16 protein-coding genes are annotated in these 16,610 nt (G+C 37.4%); 12 read left to right on the top strand and 4 right to left on the bottom strand.

The genetic code is table 11. From position 1 onward, the window contains the following. Positions 1-94: 94 nt before the first annotated feature. Positions 95-742: an AhpA/YtjB family protein gene (locus E2R68_RS06295; RefSeq protein WP_134276639.1), complete on the bottom strand. Its 648-nt coding sequence runs from the start codon at positions 740-742 to the stop codon at positions 95-97. A 119-nt stretch (positions 743-861) separates the two neighbouring features. Here E2R68_RS06295 and serB point away from each other — a divergent pair, with 119 nt between their 5' ends. Further along, on the top strand, positions 862-1,890 hold the full coding sequence (gene serB, locus E2R68_RS06290; protein WP_243834619.1) for a phosphoserine phosphatase SerB: 1,029 nt from the start codon (positions 862-864) through the stop codon (positions 1,888-1,890). A gap of 54 nt (positions 1,891-1,944) precedes the next feature. On the opposite strand, the gene E2R68_RS06285 is transcribed toward serB, so the two are convergent. Beyond that, positions 1,945-2,490, bottom strand: coding sequence for a DUF2058 domain-containing protein (locus E2R68_RS06285; RefSeq protein ID WP_134276638.1), 546 nt, complete (start codon positions 2,488-2,490; stop codon positions 1,945-1,947). A gap of 131 nt (positions 2,491-2,621) precedes the next feature. Here E2R68_RS06285 and E2R68_RS06280 point away from each other — a divergent pair, with 131 nt between their 5' ends. Then, positions 2,622-3,026, top strand: a complete 405-nt coding sequence (locus E2R68_RS06280) for a CBS domain-containing protein (protein ID WP_166738817.1) — start codon at positions 2,622-2,624, stop codon at positions 3,024-3,026. An 87-nt stretch (positions 3,027-3,113) separates the two neighbouring features. Here the strand turns inward: E2R68_RS06280 and aat are convergent, their stop codons facing one another. After that, on the bottom strand, positions 3,114-3,842 hold the full coding sequence (gene aat, locus E2R68_RS06275) for a leucyl/phenylalanyl-tRNA--protein transferase (protein WP_243834618.1): 729 nt from the start codon (positions 3,840-3,842) through the stop codon (positions 3,114-3,116). Positions 3,843-3,980: 138 nt separating this feature from the next. Beyond that, positions 3,981-5,276, bottom strand: coding sequence for a citrate synthase (locus E2R68_RS06270; protein ID WP_134276637.1), 1,296 nt, complete (start codon positions 5,274-5,276; stop codon positions 3,981-3,983). A 349-nt stretch (positions 5,277-5,625) separates the two neighbouring features. Between E2R68_RS06270 and sdhC the strand changes: the two genes are divergently transcribed. From sdhC to E2R68_RS06220, 10 genes are all read left to right on the top strand, one after another. Beyond that, complete coding sequence (sdhC, locus tag E2R68_RS06265; protein ID WP_134276636.1) at positions 5,626-6,000, top strand: succinate dehydrogenase, cytochrome b556 subunit; 375 nt, start codon at positions 5,626-5,628, stop codon at positions 5,998-6,000. Beyond that, a complete protein-coding gene (gene sdhD, locus E2R68_RS06260) occupies positions 5,994-6,338 on the top strand; it encodes a succinate dehydrogenase, hydrophobic membrane anchor protein (RefSeq protein WP_134276635.1) in 345 nt (114 codons plus the stop codon). The genes sdhC and sdhD overlap by 7 nt, the downstream gene beginning before the upstream one ends. Position 6,339: 1 nt before the next feature. Next, a complete protein-coding gene (gene sdhA / locus E2R68_RS06255) occupies positions 6,340-8,106 on the top strand; it encodes a succinate dehydrogenase flavoprotein subunit (protein WP_134276634.1) in 1,767 nt (588 codons plus the stop codon). Positions 8,107-8,120: 14 nt separating this feature from the next. Further along, positions 8,121-8,834 (top strand): succinate dehydrogenase iron-sulfur subunit, encoded by a 714-nt coding sequence (locus E2R68_RS06250; RefSeq protein WP_134276633.1) that lies wholly within the window; start codon positions 8,121-8,123, stop codon positions 8,832-8,834. Positions 8,835-8,877: 43 nt separating this feature from the next. After that, positions 8,878-11,688: a 2-oxoglutarate dehydrogenase E1 component gene (gene sucA / locus E2R68_RS06245; RefSeq protein WP_134276632.1), complete on the top strand. Its 2,811-nt coding sequence runs from the start codon at positions 8,878-8,880 to the stop codon at positions 11,686-11,688. A 55-nt stretch (positions 11,689-11,743) separates the two neighbouring features. Next, entirely contained in the window at positions 11,744-12,910 is a 1,167-nt protein-coding gene (gene odhB, locus E2R68_RS06240; RefSeq protein ID WP_208380135.1) for a 2-oxoglutarate dehydrogenase complex dihydrolipoyllysine-residue succinyltransferase, read from the top strand. Between the two features lie 111 nt (positions 12,911-13,021). Further along, a complete protein-coding gene (gene sucC, locus E2R68_RS06235) occupies positions 13,022-14,188 on the top strand; it encodes an ADP-forming succinate--CoA ligase subunit beta (protein WP_134276631.1) in 1,167 nt (388 codons plus the stop codon). Beyond that, positions 14,188-15,060 (top strand): succinate--CoA ligase subunit alpha, encoded by an 873-nt coding sequence (sucD, locus tag E2R68_RS06230; protein WP_134276630.1) that lies wholly within the window; start codon positions 14,188-14,190, stop codon positions 15,058-15,060. The genes sucC and sucD overlap by 1 nt, the downstream gene beginning before the upstream one ends. Positions 15,061-15,481: 421 nt before the next feature. Next, the gene (locus tag E2R68_RS06225; RefSeq protein WP_134276629.1) at positions 15,482-16,000 is read left to right on the top strand and encodes a hypothetical protein; all 519 of its coding nucleotides are present in this window, start codon (positions 15,482-15,484) and stop codon (positions 15,998-16,000) included. Between the two features lie 134 nt (positions 16,001-16,134). Beyond that, the gene (locus E2R68_RS06220; protein ID WP_134276628.1) at positions 16,135-16,536 is read left to right on the top strand and encodes a phosphate-starvation-inducible protein PsiE; all 402 of its coding nucleotides are present in this window, start codon (positions 16,135-16,137) and stop codon (positions 16,534-16,536) included. Positions 16,537-16,610: the final 74 nt, after the last annotated feature.

Below are 16,610 nucleotides of genomic sequence, written 5' to 3'. Positions count from 1 at the left end.
CGAAGTGATTTTGCTGCATCTCAAGGTGACTGTCAATGAAACTTTATCAACTATGGTTTGTTTGATGTTTTTTTGTGCACTCTTGGGCATTTACTTATTTATTACTACGGGAAGTTAGTTTAGCGACATCATTTTTTGCTCGTTCTATACCTTTTGGAATTTCTGTAATTAATTGTTTATAAGCCGTTTCTGATTTTCTAAAAAAGACGGCCATAAGAATTATACCCGCAGTAAAAGCAAGAATGATTAATAACATTAGAATAGAAAAACCGCGTTCTTGATAATCATAAATTAAACTTAAAATACGTTTTTGCTCTAATGTAACACGTATATAACCTATTTTGGTTGATTCTGAATAAAGCTCTGCAATATAAGGGATCACACCTTCGGGTTCTATGCTGTTGTCACCTAATCGTAATAGTACAGGTAAAGGCAATGCTGTTTTAGATTGATAGATAATTTGCCCTAATTGATCATAAATAGTGGCATCTCTCACATTAGGATCTTCACTGAGTTCATCCATGAGTAGTTGTAGGTCTTTATGCTTTTTCTCTGATAGGTAACGGGTTGCCTGAGCGGCTGCTAAATTAGTTAGGGAATATGAGAAAGCTTCTGTTTGTTGGTAACGTACGGCATTTGATTCGCTTTTTAAACTAACAAATTGATAACTGATCACAGTGAATAAAATGCATAGGGTAAGTAGTTGTAATATACGTACTACCCAAAAAAGTTTGTTATCCATTTGTTTAATTCCTTAGTTATTCCATCTGCGCTTGCATTATAAATGAGCAATCGTTATCTTGTTTGCAATTATTTTTAAGTCTTTATTTATAAAGCAATTAACTACATAGGTATATTACAGTGGAAATAAGCAAAACACTTCAAGTCCCTGCCAATTCTCTTTCAATTATGGAATGGAAATCTGATTTACTCAGTGATTTAGCGGCAAAGCAATCGTTATTTTTGATAAACGAAAATGTTGATAGCACCTTTTCTGTCCAATCTGAATTAGTTCTGATGGGCAAAGAATTATCGACTAGTGTATTAAATGCTTTGAAAACTTGCTTGCTAGAACAAGCTGTAACAAAAGTCCTGTTAGCTAACTTAGGCAGTGTAGAACAAGTCAGTTTTATTCGTTTTTCATTAAATAAAGCGCCTCAAGTATTACAACAAGCAATTAAAGCATTTGCACTGGAAGTCGGCTGTGACTTTGCTTTAGTAGCTAGTTTACCTGATTTCACTAAACCTGGTTTGGTGTTAATGGATATGGACTCAACTACAATTCAAATTGAATGTATTGATGAAATTGCTCGTTTGTACGGTGTGGGTGAACAAGTTTCGGCGGTGACTGCTGCCGCTATGCGTGGTGAATTAGATTTTAATGGCAGTTTACGTACGCGTGTTGGGAAATTAGCAGGTGCACCAGAAAGTTTAATTAAAGAGGTGGCTGATAATATGCCGCTGATGCCGGGATTAATACCGTTAATTGCTGGTTTAAAAGCTGCGAATTGGAAAGTGGCCATTGCATCTGGTGGTTTTACTTATTTTGCAAATCGTTTAAAAGATGATCATGGTTTTGATGCGGCTTATGCCAACACATTAGAAATTATCGATAATACATTAACTGGTGAAGTGACGGGTGAAATTGTAAATGCGGATGTTAAAGCAAGAACTTTACATGAATTAGCTAGCAGATATGATATAGCAGCATCACAGACTGTTGCTATTGGTGATGGCGCAAATGATTTAGTGATGATGGCTGCATCTGCTTTGGGTATTGCTATTCATGCTAAACCTATTGTGCAAGAGCAAGCTTCTGTTGCATTAAATAATCTCGATTTAGAAGGGGCTCTGTGCTTATTAACGGCGTCTTTACGATTACAGGCGTAACTACTGTTATGATTGCCAGCTAAGCTAAAGAATGGCTTAACTGGCACCTTATTGTTACCACATCAAATCATCTGGTATTGCAAACTCAGCATAAGGATCATCTTCAACCTCAGATGATTTATTCTCAGTTTGATCATGAAGAGCAACTAATACTGATTCGTCAATGGCACGTAATTTTCCTGCTGCTTCTTTATTGATTAAATAAAATTCTTCATTCAAAACACAAATAGCAAAAGCACCTTTAATTAAACCTTGTTGGATCGTTTTAGTAACCGCAATGCGTTTAACTTTATTATCATAAGTAAAGTGATAATCTAATTCACCCTGATAATCTTTTTCGCAATGTTGCGCGATCATTTGGATTAATTTCCCATGTGCGGCACGAATTGCTAACTGTTCTTGTGTTTGTTGATTATTCAGTAGGTCTTTTTGTTTTTGTAATTCAGCTTTTTCTTGTACTGCAAGTTGCACATCAGAAACCACCACGGATCCTTTTTTCTTTTTTTGCTTTGCTTGACGGCGTTTTTCAGTTTGTGCTTGTTTTGCTTTTTGCTTATTTACTAAGCCTGAATTCATTAATTGCTCTTGTAATGAAGCCATATTAAGACCCTTTGTTGATTGATATATAAAGAAAATATTTTAGCATACTATCTTCTTTTATCTCCTTTGAAATATCGACTTTCTTTTAAAAAAGGGTTAGATTGAATTATCTAATAAAGGAAATATAAGATATGGAAAATTTACAAGTAAAACAATTTATGACAGGTAAAAGCATTTCATTTACTGAAGATATGAATTTAGAAGCAGCAGTAGATAAACTACTAGCTTCAAGCCTAATCGGTGGTCCTGTTGTTAATCAAGAAGGGCATGTTGTAGGCTGGTTATCTGAGCAAGATTGCTTAGCTAAAATTATTGAAGCTAATTACTACAGTGAACATGCTGCATTAGTAGGAGACGTGATGTCTTGTGCTCCTTTGGCAGTACAAGGTACGTTAAGTATCGTGGACTTGGCACAGAAGATGATCCATGAAAAACCTAAAATGTATCCAGTATTAAATGAAGATGCTGAGTATGTTGGTTTAATTACACGAAAAGCAGTTCTAGGTGCAATCAACAGCCAGTTAATCAATAAATAATAATCTTCAATAAGGCGCATTTTATTTAACTTCTAGTTAAGAGGTTTATAAAGTGCGTGTTATTCCATGACTTTATTCTTAACTTGATTAAGGGGTCAGTAATAGAATTTGTTGTTGCCAGCAATGTTCATCTAATGAGGCTTCTTTAAATAGTGATAACTGTGTTAAAAATTGTTCTCTTGTATTTGCCTCGACCCCCATACTTGCTAAATGAGGTGTCATCATTTGGCAATCAATAAGTTGTCCTTGATGCGCCGAAAAATGACGACATAATGCAATAAAAGCAAGCTTTGATGCATTCGTCTGCTGTTGGAACATAGACTCGCCACAGAAGATGCCTCCGACGTTTACCCCATATAATCCAGCAACTAATAATTCACCATTCCATACCTCAATTGAATGAGCATAACCTAATTGATGTAACTCTTTATAAGCTTGTTTAATAGCAGGGCTTATCCATGTCTCAGCTTGTTTTTGACGTGGCAGAGAGCATGCTTCAATCACAGATGAAAAATCATGATTAACAGTGATTGTAAGATCGGTATGACGTATGAATTTACTCATACTTTTACTGATATGAACGTGTTCAGGTTGGATCACTGCACGTTCAGCGGGGCTCCACCATAAAATAGGCTCTCCCTTGGAAAACCACGGGAAGATAGCTTGTTGATAGGCATTGATTAAACGTTTGCTAGATAAATCTCCACCAATCGCCAGTAAACCTTCAGGATCGTTTAATGCTTTATTCGGATCAGGAAAATAGGTGTCAGTATTAGATAATGCAAATAATTGTTTAGACATAATTTCTTCAATCATTTTGTTACTTTGAATAGATCAAATCACATACTAAATGCAATTGGTATTATTTTTAGCAATAAAAAAAGCCAGTATCAATACTGGCTTTAGAGGTATTTACTTAATCATTGCACTTAGCTGTGACACTAAGTGGTGCGACTATAAAAGGAAAGTATCAACACGTTTAGGATAATTTAAATCAACTTCACCTGTGTACAACTGGCGAGGACGACCAATTTTTTGGCCTGGTTGATCTAGCATTTCTTTCCAGTGTGAAATCCAACCAATAGTACGAGAAATAGCGAAGATTACCGTAAACATAGTACGTGGAATACCCATTGCACGTAAAACAATACCCGAGTAGAAATCTACATTAGGATAAAGTTTTTTCTCGATGAAGTATGGGTCTTCAAGTGCAATACGCTCTAATTCCATTGCCACATCTAGTAGTGGATCATCAATGTTTAGATCATCTAATACTTCGTGACATGTTTTACGCATTACCGTTGCACGAGGATCATGGTTTTTATAAACACGATGACCAAAACCCATTAGGCGGAATGGGTCATTTTTATCTTTAGCGCGTGCAATAAACTCTGGAATACGATCAACACTACCAATTTCTTCTAACATTTCTAGACAAGCTTCGTTAGCACCGCCGTGAGCAGGACCCCATAGAGAAGCAATACCAGCCGCGATACATGCAAATGGGTTAGCACCTGAAGAACCCGCTAAACGTACTGTCGATGTAGAAGCATTTTGCTCGTGATCAGCATGTAGAATTAGGATTTTATCCATTGCACTTTCTAGTACAGGATTCACAACATACGGTTCACAAGGAATAGCAAACATCATTTTTAAGAAGTTACCAGCGTAAGATAGTGAATTATCTGGAGATACAAATGGTTGTCCCATTGAGTATTTGTAGCTCATTGCTGCTAGTGTAGGCATTTTTGAAATTAAACGGAATGCCGCAATTTCACGGTGAGATTCGTTAGTGATATCTAAAGAATCATGGTAGAAAGCAGATAGAGCACCAACAACACCACACATGATAGCCATTGGATGAGAGTCACGACGAAAACCACGGTAAAAAGAAACTAATTGCTCATGTAACATAGTGTGGTGGAGAACAATGTGTTTAAATTTAGCAAATTCTTCTATAGTTGGTAGTTGGCCGTTTAATAATAGATAACATACTTCTAAATAATCTGACTTTTCGGCTAATTCATCTATCGCATAACCTCTGTGTAAAAGAATACCTTTATCACCATCAATGTATGTGATTGCTGATTCACAAGAAGCAGTTGCAAGAAATCCTGGGTCGTAAGTGAAGTAGCCAGTTTTTCCTAAGCTACGGATATCAATTACATCATTACCTGCTGAGCCTGTTAAGATTGGTAATTCTACAGGTTCTTGTCCTGGTAAATGAAGTATTGCAGTTTTATCCGACATTATTTTCTCCCTTGTCTAAAATTTTTAGATGTTTTTTGTTGCGCATATTTTTACAGGCTTAAAATGACCTTGTCAAATTTAACATTTAAACTTTGAGAAGTGACATAAAAATTGTGATGGATCAATGTTTTTTTAAAAAGATTAATACTTGATAATATGTTGTAAGTCCCCGAAATTACTGAGCAGAAGCAATAATATTAATTTGTGACTTATAAGGCAGAAAATCCATTTTATATTGTGCCTATATCACAAAAAAAAGCTTATGCGCGTCACATTGTATTAACAATGTGCTAACAATAGCAATTGTGAAACAACCCCTTGTAATTGGCCATTAAAAAAGAGATAAATTGTGCGCAAAGAGAGACCAAAAAATTTAGACCTATCTACGGTTAAATTTCCCGTTACAGCAATTGCATCAATTTTGCATCGTGTTTCTGGGATCATCGTTTTTATTGCTTTAGCAATATTCCTAATCCTCCTTAATTGTTCATTATCCTCCGCTGAAGACTTCCAACGTGTACAAAGTTATTTTGACTTATTCATTGTTGAATTCATTTTCTGGGGATCATTAACAGGACTAGCATACCACGCTGTATTTGGTGTTCGTCATATGATTCAAGACTTAGGTCATTGGGAAGATTTAGAAAGTGCTTCATTAAGTGCAAAAGTGGGCTTTGCTCTCACAGTTGTATTATCGGTATTAGCGGGGATTTTAGTATGGTAAAGGTTGCAGGAACATTTGGGCGCAGTGGTGTACATGATTACATCTTGATTCGTGCCAGTGCAGTTATTCTATTAGCCTACATATTATATTTTGTAGGCTTTATTGTTTCTGCAGATATGAGCTATCAAGTATGGACAGGCTTTTTCTCATTAACGTTTACTAAAGTATTTACATTAATGGCTTTAGTGGCAATGTTAGTTCATGCATGGATTGGTGTTTGGCAAGTATTAACAGATTACGTTAAATGTACGTTATTACGTGGCACATTACAGTTTGTGTTAACAACAGTTGCATTTATATACGTTATTTTTGGTTTTGTAATTTTGTGGGGTGTTTAAGGTGAGTTTACCTATTCGTGAATTTGATGCGATTGTTATTGGTGCTGGTGGTGCAGGTATGCGCGCGGCATTATCTATTTCGCAAGAAGGCAAAAGTTGTGCGTTGATTACTAAAGTATTTCCAACACGTTCTCATACAGTATCTGCTCAAGGTGGTATTACCGTAGCATTAGGTAACTCTCATCCAGATAACTGGGAATGGCACATGTACGATACCGTTAAAGGTTCTGATTTTATTGGTGACCAAGACGCTATCGAGTTTATGTGTAAAGAAGGTCCTGATGCTGTTCGTGAACTTGAAAATATGGGCTTGCCATTTTCTCGTTTCGAAGATGGTTCAGTTTATCAACGTCCATTTGGTGGTCAATCGAAAGAATTTGGTGGTGAACAAGCTGCGCGTACTGCGGCAGCTGCTGATCGTACAGGTCATGCATTGTTACATACGCTTTACCAACAAAACGTTAAAAACAAAACAACCATTTTCTCTGAGTGGTATGCACTTGATTTAATTAAAAATGATGATGGTGATGTGGTTGGTTGTACTGCAATTGATATTGAAAGTGGTGAAGTGTGTGTATTTAAAGCTCAAGCAACAGTTTTAGCTACTGGTGGTGCAGGTCGTATTTACGCTTCTACTACGAATGCTCACATTAATACTGGTGACGGTGTTGGTATGGCATTACGTGCAGGTGTTCCTGTACAGGATATGGAAATGTGGCAGTTCCATCCAACCGGTATTGCTGGTGCAGGTGTATTAGTGACTGAAGGTTGTCGTGGTGAAGGTGGTTATCTTCTTAATAAAGACGGCGAACGCTTCATGGAACGTTATGCGCCAAATGCAAAAGATTTAGCTGGCCGTGACGTTGTTGCTCGCTCTATCATGATTGAAATTCGTGAAGGTCGTGGCTGTGAAGGTCCATGGGGCACACACATCAAATTGAAATTAGACCATTTAGGAAAGGATGTTTTAGAGTCTCGTTTACCTGGGATCTGTGAATTATCTCGTACTTTCGCACACGTTGATCCTGTTCATGAGCCAATTCCAATTATTCCTACGTGTCATTACATGATGGGTGGCGTACCAACAACGGTGAATGGTCAAGTATTAAAACTTGATGAAAATGGTAAAGATGTAGAAGTGAAAGGTTTATTTGCAGTAGGTGAAATTGCAAGTGTATCTGTTCATGGTGCAAACCGTTTAGGTGGCAACTCATTATTAGATTTAGTTGTATTTGGCCGTGCAGCGGGTAAACATCTTGGCCAAGTATTAACTAAGACAAATACTGCTAAAGCACCAACTGAAGCGAATATTGAAGCCGCATTAGAACGCTTTAATCGTTGGGAGAAAGGCGATGGCACTGAATGTCCTAACCAAATTCGTAAAGATTTACAGCAATGCATGCAAAACAACTTCTCAGTATTTAGAGATGGTGAAGCAATGGCAGAAGGTCTTGCTGAGTTACGAGTTTTACGCGAACGTTTGAAGAATGCAAAATTAGATGATAAAAGTAGTGAATTTAATACTAACCGTATCGAATGTTTAGAATTAGATAACTTAATGGAAACAGCATTTTCAACTGCATTAGCAGCAAACTTCCGTACAGAAAGTCGTGGTGCACATAGTCGCTTTGACTTCCCTGATCGTGATGATGCAAATTGGTTACACCACAGTATCTTCAATCCTGAAACAGAAAGTATGTGTAAACGTGACGTTAATATGGCGCCTGTACTACGTGAAGCTTTCCCACCTAAAGCACGTGTTTACTAAGAAGGTTTTAAATTATGAAAGTTATATTTTCTGTTTATCGTTACAACCCTGATATTGATGATAAGCCATCAATGAAAGAGATGAGCCTTGAAATACCTGAAGGTTCTGACATGATGGTACTAGATGCATTGATTGCATTAAAAGAGCAAGATAAGTCACTTTCTTTCCGTCGTTCATGTCGTGAAGGAGTTTGTGGTAGTGATGGTTTAAATATTAATGGTAAAAATGCACTAGCTTGTATTACTCCACTGTCTGATTTACTTTCTAAAGGTAAGATAGTGTTGCGACCATTACCAGGTCTACCAGTAGTACGTGATTTAGTGATTGATATGACACAGTTTTATACGCAGTATGAAAAGGTGAAACCATTTTTAATTACTGATGGCAACACACCGCCAGCAGGGGAGTTTAAACAATCTCCTGAAGAACGCGAAAAACTAGATGGTTTGTACGAATGTATTTTATGTGCATGTTGTTCAACTTCTTGTCCTTCGTTCTGGTGGAACCCAGATAAGTTCATTGGTCCAGCTGGTTTATTAGCTGCATACCGTTTCCTTATCGATAGTCGAGATAGTGCAACTGAAGAACGCTTATCGAATTTAGATGATGCTTTTAGTGTTTTTCGTTGTCACGGTATCATGAACTGCGTTAGTGTTTGTCCTAAGGGATTAAACCCAACCAAAGCGATTGGTAAAATTAAATCTATGTTATTACAACGCGCTGTTTAATTACGTTTAATAATTAAACAATAAATAGGAATAAGGAATTTTAATGCCAACTAATGTAATGGAAACTTGGTTAGCCTCATCGCATCTTTCCGGGGCAAATTCTACTTACATCGAAGACATCTATGAGTCTTATTTAGACGATCCACTTTCAGTGGACGCTAATTGGCGTGAAGTCTTTGATGCATTACCAAGTGTGAGTGACTCTCCAGAAGAACGTCACTCGGTTATCCGTGAACAGATGAAACATGCAGCAAAAGCGCCAAAATGTTTTACACCGCCTGAAGGTGCTGTTCACAATGATGCAAAACAAGTGAAAGTATTACAATTGATCGGGGCATATCGTAACCGTGGTCATGAAGTTGCTAATTTAGATCCACTTGGTTTGGTTAAACATGAAACGATTAAAGAATTAGACCCATTTTATCATGAGTTAGGCGGGGCTGATTTAGATGCTAATTTCAATGTAGGTTCATTTGCTGCTGGCAATGAAACTATGATTTTAAAAGACTTATTAGCATCACTTAAGCGTACTTATTGTGGTTCGTTAGGTGTGGAATATATGCACATCACGAATACCGAAGAGAAACGTTGGATACAAAATCGTATTGAATCAAGTGAAAGTAGCCCATCATTCAGTGATGAAGCAAAACACCGCTTCTTAGAAGAGTTAACAGCAGCAGAAGGTCTAGAACGTTACATCGGTTCTAAATTTCCTGGTGCAAAACGTTTCTCTTTAGAAGGTGGTGACTCTTTTGTCCCTATGCTGAAAGAAATTATTCGCCGTTCAGGTGAGCAAGGCGCACAAGAAGTTGTTATTGGTATGGCTCACCGTGGTCGTTTGAATGTGTTAGTAAACGTGCTCGGTAAAAAACCAACAGATTTATTCAATGAGTTTGCTGGTAAACACGCTAATATCGATGGTTCTAGTGATGTGAAATACCACCAAGGTTTCAGTAGTGATTTCCAAACACCTAAAGGTAATGTGCATTTATCATTAGCATTTAACCCATCTCATTTAGAAATCGTTAATCCTGTTGTTTTAGGATCAGTACGAGCACGTCAAGAACGTTTAGATGGTATTGGTGAAAGTGTATTACCTATTACCATTCATGGTGACTCTGCAATTGCAGGTCAAGGTGTTGTGCAAGAGACATTTAATATGTCACAAGCACGTGCTTTCAAAGTAAGTGGTACGGTTCGTATTGTTATTAACAATCAAATTGGTTTCACAACTTCTAACCCTGAAGATACTCGCTCTACTCGTTACTGTACTGATATTGCAAAAATGGTCCAAGCACCTATTTTCCATGTTAATGCAGATGATCCAGAAGCAGTAATGCATGCGGCTCAAATCGCTCTTGATTTCCGCAACACATTCAAACGTGATGTAGTGATCGATTTAGTTTGTTACCGCCGTCATGGTCATAATGAAGCTGATGAGCCAAGTGCAACACAGCCTGTGATGTACCAAAAAATCAAAAAACATCCAACACCTCGTGACATCTACTCTAAGCAATTAGAAAGTGAAGGGGTTATTGATGCTGCTTTTGCTAAACAATTAGTGTCTGATTACCGAGATGCATTAGATAACGGTGAGTGTGTTGTTAAAGAATGGCAGGCATCACAAGGTCATTCAATTGATTGGTCTCCTTACCTAAAACATGATTGGGACGCTGGTTATGAAGCGGCTTTTCCAAAAGAACGTTTAGTTGAGTTAGCCGAATCAATTAGCCAATATCCAGAAGAGCAAAAACAACATTCTCGTATCAACAAAATTTATAACGACCGTCTTGCAATGGCGCGTGGTGAAAAATTATGTGATTGGGGTTTTGCTGAAAACCTCGCTTATGCAACATTGCTTGATTCTAAATACAATATTCGTTTAGTAGGTCAAGATTCTGGACGTGGTACTTTCTTCCATCGTCATGCTGTTTTGCATGAGCAAACTGAATCAAAAACATACGTACCATTAAAAAATGTTTCGGAAGATCAAGGGCATTTTGACGTATACGATTCTGTGTTATCAGAAGAAGCGGTTTTAGCATTCGAATATGGTTATTCCACAGCTGCGCCAAAAGGTTTATGTATTTGGGAGGCACAGTTTGGTGACTTCGCAAATGGTGCTCAAGTTGTATTTGACCAATTTTTATCATCGGGTGAGCAAAAGTGGGGCCGTATGTGTGGTCTGACTGTTTTATTACCGCATGGTTATGAAGGTCAAGGTCCTGAGCATTCATCAGCTCGTTTAGAGCGTTATTTACAATTATGTGCTGAGCATAATATGCAAGTCTGTGTACCTTCAACACCAGCACAGGTTTACCATATGTTACGCCGTCAAGTTGTTCGCTCAATGCGTCGTCCATTAATCGTAATGTCACCTAAGTCTTTATTACGTCATCCTTTAGCAGTATCAAGCTTAGATGAATTATCTTCTGGCACTTTCTTAAATGCCATTGGTGAAATTGATGAGTTAGATCCTAAAGCGGTAGACCGTATCGTTTTATGTAGTGGTAAGGTTTATTACGAACTATTAGAAAAACGTCGTGCTGAAGAACTTAATAATGTTGCCATTATTCGTATTGAACAACTATACCCATTCCCAACTGAAGAAGTGAATGCGTTACTTGAACAATATGCCCATGTGACTGAATTTGTATGGTGTCAAGAAGAGCCTCAGAATCAAGGCGCTTGGTATTGTAGTCAACATCACTTCCGTGGTGTGATGCCTGAAGGTGCAAGCTTGCAATATGCCGGTCGAGCAGCATCAGCATCAACGGCGGTAGGTTATATGTCACTGCATGTTAAACAACAAAAAGCACTAGTAAATGAAGCGCTTGGTTTTGAAGAAGAATAATCAAAACTATTTAAATTTATTGAGTCACAAATTATTACAGTAGGAAGTGTTAATTATGATTGAAGTATTAGTTCCGGAATTGCCTGAGTCAGTTGCAGATGCAACAGTTGCTACATGGCACAAACAACCTGGTGACTTTGTTGAGCGTGATGAAGTTTTAGTGGAAATTGAAACTGATAAAGTTGTGCTTGAAGTACCTGCTACAGCATCAGGAGTTTTAAAAGAAATAATTGAAGATGAAGGTGCAACCGTTCTATCAAAACAGTTATTAGCTAAATTAGAAGCGGGTGATGCACCAGCTGCTAAAGAAGAAGCTGCTCCTGTTGAAGAAGCGCCTGCAAAAACAGCTGATGCAAGTCCTTCAGTACGTCGTTTAATGCTTGAAGAAGGCATAGATGCTCGTGATATTAAAGGTTCTGGCAAAGGTGGCGTTATTACACGTGAAGACGTTGATAACTTCCGTAAGGCTAAAAACCAAGATGAAACGGCACCTAAAGTTGATATTGTTGCAGCAGTGGCTGCGCGTAGTGATAAACGTGTTCCAATGACTCGTTTACGTAAGCGTGTTGCAGAGCGTCTATTAGAAGCTAAAAATTCAACAGCAATGCTAACAACATTTAACGAAGTTAACATGAAACCAATCATGGATCTTCGTAAGCAGTACCAAGATGTATTTGAGAAAAAACACGGTATTCGTTTAGGTTTCATGTCTTTCTATATTAAAGCTGTTACTGAAGCACTGAAACGTTACCCTGAAGTTAATGCTGCGATTGATGGTACTGACATTGTTTACCACAACTTCTTTGATATCAGTATTGCTGTATCAACGCCTCGTGGTTTAGTAACACCTGTTTTACGTGATACAGATACTTTAAGTGTTGCTGAAATTGAAAAAGGTATTCGTGAGTTAGCAATCAAAGGTCGTGACGGCAAATTAACCGTTGACGAGATGATGGGCGGTAACTTTACGGTAACTAACGGTGGTGTATTTGGTTCACTACTTTCAACACCTATTATCAATCCACCACAAGCAGCTATCTTAGGTATGCATAAAATCCAAGATCGCCCAATGGCAGTGGATGGCAAAGTAGAAATTTTACCAATGATGTACTTAGCACTTTCTTACGATCACCGTTTGATTGATGGTAAAGAATCAGTTGGTTTCTTAGTAACAATTAAAGAGTTACTTGAAGATCCAACTCGTCTTTTATTAGATGTATAAGTACTAAATAAATCTATTCGCTGCTTATTAGCTAAGCAGCGAAACAAAAAATTGTTTTTACACTCGCGGCTTTCGAGCTACTAAGTTTAACTAAACAGATGGAAATGAAACATGAATTTGCATGAATATCAGGCAAAACAGCTATTTAAAGAATACGGTTTACCGGTTCCACAAGGTATGGCTTGTGATAGCGCTGAAGAAGCGGTTAACGCTGCGTCTCAATTAGGTGGAGACAAATGGGTAATTAAATGTCAGGTACATGCGGGCGGTCGTGGTAAAGCTGGTGGTGTTCAATTAGTTGATTCTAAAGAATCAATTCGTGAATTTGCACATAAGTGGTTAGGTCAAAACTTAGTGACTTATCAAACAGATGCAAATGGTCAACCAGTTAATAAATTATTATTAGAAAGCTGTAGTGATATTGCAAATGAGCTTTACTTAGGTGCGGTTATCGATCGTGCTTCACAACGTGTTACTTTCATGGCTTCAACTGAAGGTGGTGTTGAGATTGAGAAAGTTGCTGAAGAGACTCCTGAATTAATTCATACAGCAACTATTGACCCATTGGTTGGCGCACAAGCGTACCAAGGTCGCGAATTAGCATTCAAATTAGGTTTGACTGGTAAGCAAGTTGGTCAATTTACTAAAATCTTCTTAGGTCTTGCGACTATTTTTGAAGAGAAAGACTTATCTTTATTAGAAATCAACCCATTAGTAGTAACAGGTGAAGGCGATCTAATTTGTTTAGATGGTAAAATTTCTATCGATTCAAATGCAATGTACCGTCAAAAAGAGCTTTTAGCGATTAACGATACAACGCAAGATGACGAACGTGAAATGCACGCTGCACAGTGGGAATTAAACTACGTAGCACTAGACGGAAACATTGGCTGTATGGTGAATGGTGCTGGTCTTGCTATGGGTACAATGGATATCGTGCACTTACACGGTGGTAACCCAGCTAACTTCCTTGATGTTGGTGGCGGTGCAACTAAAGAACGTGTAACAGAAGCATTCAAAATCATTCTTTCTGACGATAAAGTTAAAGCTGTTTTAGTTAACATCTTCGGCGGTATTGTTCGTTGTGACCTAATTGCTGATGGTGTTATTGGTGCGGTTGCAGAAGTAGGTGTTTCAGTTCCAGTTATCGTTCGTTTAGAAGGTAACAATGCTGAGCTAGGTCGTAAGATCTTAGCTGAGTCAGGTCTTAATATTATTGCAGCAACATCATTAACAGATGCGGCTGAGCAGTCTGTGAAAGCGGTAGGTGGCAAATAATGAGTATTTTAATTAATAAAGACACTAAAGTAATTTGTCAAGGTTTCACTGGTGGTCAAGGAACTTTCCACTCAGAACAAGCTCTTGAGTACGGTACAAAAATGGTAGGTGGTGTTTCTCCTGGTAAAGGCGGTCAAACACATTTAGGTCTTCCTGTATTTAATACAGTACGTGAAGCAGTAGAAGCAACTGGCGCAACGGCTTCAGTAATCTACGTACCAGCACCATTTTGTAAAGATGCTATTTTAGAAGCGATTGATGCAGGTATTAAATTCATCGTCACTATTACAGAAGGTATCCCAACACTTGATTTAGTGACTGTTAAAATTAAATTAGATCAAGCTGGTGTTGTAATGGTTGGCCCTAACTGTCCAGGTGTTATCACTCCTGATGAATGTAAAATTGGTATTATGCCAGGTCACATTCATAAGAAAGGTAAAGTAGGTATTGTATCGCGTTCAGGTACATTAACTTATGAAGCTGTTAAGCAAACAACTGATGAAGGTTTCGGCCAATCGACTTGTGTTGGTATCGGTGGTGATCCAATCCCAGGTTCAAGCTTCATTGATATTTTAAAATTATTCCAAGAAGATCCTGAGACAGAAGCAATCGTAATGATTGGTGAAATCGGTGGTACTGCGGAAGAAGAAGCGGCTGCATTTATTAAAGCAAATGTAACTAAACCTGTTGTTTCTTACATTGCGGGTGTTACGGCTCCTGCTGGTAAGCGTATGGGACATGCTGGTGCAATCATTGCTGGCGGTAAAGGAACAGCTGAAGATAAATTTAAAGCGCTAGAAGATGCAGGTGTTAAAACGACTAAATCTTTAGCCGATATCGGCAAAGCATTACGTGAAATTACTGGTTGGTAATTTATACCACTTTTAATTAGTTGCTGTAATGACTCTGAGCCTCGCTATTTTGCGGGGCTTTTTTTACTTATTTTGGAATAGAAAAAACTTACAGGCTAGTGCTAAGGGGCATGGCTTTTAAGCCACCTAGTACTTAATCCACCTAATCCTAATTAATCTAACAATCTAATTAACCTGAATGCTATTAGAAACTAGAAGTATAAAGTAGTGAAGATTTTAGGAAAGTGGCTTTTAAGCCACTTAACTCTAATTCATCTAACCATCTATTTAAGTGGAACGACATAATTGTAAATTATATTATGTTAACAACAATAATAGTGCTATTAATACAGCAAATAAGCTCTTAATCTTATTATTAAAATTGTTTATTGATGGTTTCTACATAAGTACAGGTATTAGCATTTTCCATAAGGATCCAAGTATGAAGATCATTAAAACATTACCCTTATTAATGTTTGCTTTTTCACTTTCATCATTTGCGACGACACCAAACTCTGCCAATGCTGTTGCGAAAAACAAAAGTATTAACAAAGATAACATTTATGGTTACTGGCACTGTAAAGATGAAGTGATTGATCCTAAAACGCAGATAAAAGTGAAAGTAAATTATACGGTTAATTTTCTTAATAACGGTAAGTCTAAAGGTTTTGGTACAGCATTATTTACTATTCCCGGTATGCCTGTTGTTACATACAAAGCGACAGATAGCTCAACCTGGAAATTAAAAGGGGATCAACTAACCATGTCTTCTACGGAGCTGACTTTTGTTAATGTCAGCAATCCAGAGTTAGATCAGATATTGAATTTAAAAAGCTTTTTTCCTAAAAAAGTAAATGAATCAGCTCAAATTCTAACCTTAAGTAAAACAAGTCTTAAGGCGAAAGCTAAATCTAACAAGCAGATCTATACCTGTGTTAAAGCAGACGGTAGTAAAAAATAAAACTAAAAAATAAATATATGATGCTCGTTCATCAAAATGACGCTCAACAAAATTGATCCGTCATTCTCTCATTATTTGTTAACAGTATTGTGAGCGTAATTAAGCGGAATTAAGTCATATTAAAAGGATATATTATGGTTGATTTTAAAAAGTCGGGTTATAAAGCCCTCGCTTTGGTTGAGGCGCTAGGATTATTTACCATTGCTATATTAACTGTGGTCGCGATGGCTAATGAAATTTGGCATATGGTGCAAGATTCAACCATTACTTTGGCAGATTTACTTTTACTTTTCATCTACCTAGAAGTGGTTGCCATGGTTGGGTTGTATTTAAAATCAGGACGTTTACCTGTTCGAATGCCACTCTATATTGCAGTTGTTGCTTTAGCTCGTTACATGATTTTAGATATGAAAAATTTAGATACAGTTAGAATGTTAGGTTTAGCTGCTGCTATTTTGATTATTGTGATTGCTATATTAGTGATCCGATATGGTCATATCAAATATCCTTACGGTAACTCAGATACTAATTTATAAAAATTGATTAATTATTTTGATGTAAAAAGGCTCATTTCAATGTGAAATGAGCCTTTTTGTTATACGAGTCGACA

It is taken from the genome of Psychromonas algarum (genome assembly GCF_004376845.1).
In the GTDB taxonomy this organism is placed as follows: Bacteria; Pseudomonadota; Gammaproteobacteria; order Enterobacterales; family Psychromonadaceae; genus Psychromonas.
The sequence above is the reverse complement of the archived record's forward strand: the minus strand, read 5'-3'. Positions and strand labels throughout refer to the sequence as shown.

Excerpts from the sequence above, each read along its gene's own strand:
- E2R68_RS06295 (WP_134276639.1), bottom strand. The coding sequence starts at position 742 with ATGGATAACAAACTTTTTTGGGTAGTACGTATATTACAACTACTTACC.
- E2R68_RS06285 (WP_134276638.1), bottom strand. The coding sequence starts at position 2,490 with ATGGCTTCATTACAAGAGCAATTAATGAATTCAGGCTTAGTAAATAAG.
- E2R68_RS06280 (WP_166738817.1), top strand. The coding sequence starts at position 2,622 with ATGGAAAATTTACAAGTAAAACAATTTATGACAGGTAAAAGCATTTCA.
- aat (WP_243834618.1), bottom strand. The coding sequence starts at position 3,842 with ATGATTGAAGAAATTATGTCTAAACAATTATTTGCATTATCTAATACT.
- E2R68_RS06270 (WP_134276637.1), bottom strand. The coding sequence starts at position 5,276 with ATGTCGGATAAAACTGCAATACTTCATTTACCAGGACAAGAACCTGTA.
- sdhD (WP_134276635.1), top strand. The coding sequence starts at position 5,994 with ATGGTAAAGGTTGCAGGAACATTTGGGCGCAGTGGTGTACATGATTAC.
- E2R68_RS06250 (WP_134276633.1), top strand. The coding sequence starts at position 8,121 with ATGAAAGTTATATTTTCTGTTTATCGTTACAACCCTGATATTGATGAT.
- sucA (WP_134276632.1), top strand. The coding sequence starts at position 8,878 with ATGCCAACTAATGTAATGGAAACTTGGTTAGCCTCATCGCATCTTTCC.
- odhB (WP_208380135.1), top strand. The coding sequence starts at position 11,744 with ATGATTGAAGTATTAGTTCCGGAATTGCCTGAGTCAGTTGCAGATGCA.
- sucC (WP_134276631.1), top strand. The coding sequence starts at position 13,022 with ATGAATTTGCATGAATATCAGGCAAAACAGCTATTTAAAGAATACGGT.
- sucD (WP_134276630.1), top strand. The coding sequence starts at position 14,188 with ATGAGTATTTTAATTAATAAAGACACTAAAGTAATTTGTCAAGGTTTC.
- E2R68_RS06225 (WP_134276629.1), top strand. The coding sequence starts at position 15,482 with ATGAAGATCATTAAAACATTACCCTTATTAATGTTTGCTTTTTCACTT.
- E2R68_RS06220 (WP_134276628.1), top strand. The coding sequence starts at position 16,135 with ATGGTTGATTTTAAAAAGTCGGGTTATAAAGCCCTCGCTTTGGTTGAG.